The organism is Okeania sp. SIO2B9 (assembly GCF_010672505.1).
GTDB lineage: Bacteria > Cyanobacteriota > Cyanobacteriia > Cyanobacteriales > Microcoleaceae > Okeania > Okeania hirsuta.
In genome coordinates this window covers 1-2,179 of record NZ_JAAHGK010001278.1, presented here as the reverse complement: position 1 = coordinate 2,179, position 2,179 = coordinate 1, and the positions used below count along the sequence as shown (strand labels likewise).

Genomic DNA, 2,179 nt, shown 5'->3' with positions numbered 1-2,179 from the left:
TGGGGTTCCTGACCAAATCGCTCTAATTTCTCATACTCATCTATCCTAATACAGGAGAATTAACAATGACTTTAAGTGTTTCAAGTTCTTTTTCTTTACCAGTTTTACGCAACGGAAGCACCGGTTCTGATGTGACTCTGATACAACGCCTTCTCAATAATGCTGGCTATGGTTCTTTAGTGGCAGATGGTATCTTTGGTGTTCGCACTGACACCGCAGTTAAGCAGTTCCAAAAAGACCGAAATTTAATAGTGGATGGTATAGTTGGTTCTCAAACTTGGGAAGCTTTACTGCCTCCTACTATCGGTCAGGGTAGCAGCGGTGATGATGTTAAACGTCTGCAAATTACCATGAATGAAACGAACTATGGAACTCTAGTTGTAGACGGTATTTTTGGTTCAAACACTGAAGCATATGTTAAGGCATTCCAAACAGAGATGTCCTTAGAAGTTGATGGCATTGTCGGTCCTTTAACGTGGTATGTTCTGATGAGCAATCAGATTCAACATTAACGATTTTTAGAAAGTACTGGCTTAACCCACGCTCCCGTGTTTAACTTTCCGGTTCGTTCTTCATGGAACTGGCGGTCGCATTCCCAAGAATATTATTGAGAGCGAGAGCGTGGCAATCAGAACTTTAACCCTTGCCGATAATGTAGACAAAGAATATCTTAGGCTGTTCATTAATTGATAATTGATAATTACCTCGGGTTTTAACCGTTACGGAATTGAAGATAAGGAAATATTATTTCTTTTCTCTTGGTCTCATGGATATGGCTCCGAGACCTCGCCATCCCACCCTTCGGGAAGCTACGAAGATCGACCGCTTTTTCCCCTAATGTAGACAAAGGATATCTTAAGCTATTCATTAATTGATAATGGATAATTGATAATTACCTCGGGTTTTAACCGTTACGGAATTGAAGATAAGGAAATATTATTTCTTTTCTCTTGGTCTCATGGATATGGCTCCGAGACCCCGCCATCCCACCCTTCGGGAAGCTACGAAGATCGACTGCTTTTTCCCCTTAAAAGGGTCAGTTTTAAACCAGAATTATTTAATTATTAATTATTAATTATTAATTATTCGGTCAGGTGTTGGCTTGTTTCCTTGGAGCGATCGCAACAAGAATGTACAAACTCTTGGACTTTAGCCCTGGGGTTCCTGACCAAATCGCTCTAATTTCTCATACTCATCTATCCTAATACAGGAGAATTAACAATGACTTTAAGTGTTTCAAGTTCTTTTTCTTTACCAGTTTTAAGCAACGGAAGCACCGGTTCTGATGTAACTCTGGTACAACGCCTTCTCAATGATGCTGGCTATGGTTCTTTAGTGGAAGATGGTATCTTTGGTGTTAGCACTGACACTACAGTTAAGCAGTTCCAAAAAGACCGAAATTTAACAGTTGATGGTATAGTTGGTTCTCAAACTTGGGAAGCTTTACTGCCTCCTACTATCCGTCAGGGTAGCAGCGGTGATGATGTTGAACGTCTGCAAATTATCCTGAATGAAATGGGCTATTCTCTAGTTGGAGATGGTATTTTTGGTTCCAACACTGAAGCAGCTGTCAAGGAATTCCAAAAAAATAGCCGCTTAGAAGTTGATGGCATTGTCGGTCCTTTAACTTGGTATGCTCTGATGAGCATTATGATTACACATTAACGATTTTTAGGTTGTATTATCCAAGTGTGGGAGTTCAATTCTCCCACTTCTGACTTCAGTTATTCAGACAGTGAGATTTGAGGAGAATACTCCCATGCAAGTTAGATGGAAAATTTTATTGGTCAAAATAACAGTCTGGTTAAGTTTAGAGATTTGGCTAAATTTAGTAGGACTTGATTACTTAGCTGATTACAGTGAGTTTATTTTTGAGCAGAATAATGGCTTTGTTGGGCTTTGTTGTGTGAATCTGTGCAGCACTTCCTGGTACTGAACCTGATTTTGCATTTGAAACTTGCAGTGAGTTAAGTTATGAATAAAATTAAAGTTGTCAAATTCTACAATTAAAGAACTTAGAAAACATGACAGATGTAATAAAGGTATTACTTAATTTGCAAATGCCAACCATGCTAATTGTGGCAGGACTATTGATTATTATTTTAGGATTTGTCACAAAAATAGGTGGTATAATTGAGGTTTCACGAGAACAAAAAAGATTTACTATTCCTATAGGGTA

Annotated in this window: 2 protein-coding genes; both read left to right on the top strand. The window is 38.6% G+C overall.

Translation table 11 applies throughout. From position 1 onward, the window contains the following. Window positions 1–65: 65 nt before the first annotated feature. The gene (locus tag F6K13_RS29805; protein WP_124144273.1) at window positions 66–512 is read left to right on the top strand and encodes a peptidoglycan-binding protein; all 447 of its coding nucleotides are present in this window, start codon (window positions 66–68) and stop codon (window positions 510–512) included. Between the two features lie 709 nt (window positions 513–1,221). Continuing rightward, window positions 1,222–1,665 carry a peptidoglycan-binding protein gene (locus F6K13_RS29800; protein ID WP_124144274.1) on the top strand — a complete coding sequence of 148 codons (444 nt, stop codon included), beginning with the start codon at window positions 1,222–1,224 and terminating at the stop codon, window positions 1,663–1,665. Window positions 1,666–2,179: the final 514 nt, after the last annotated feature.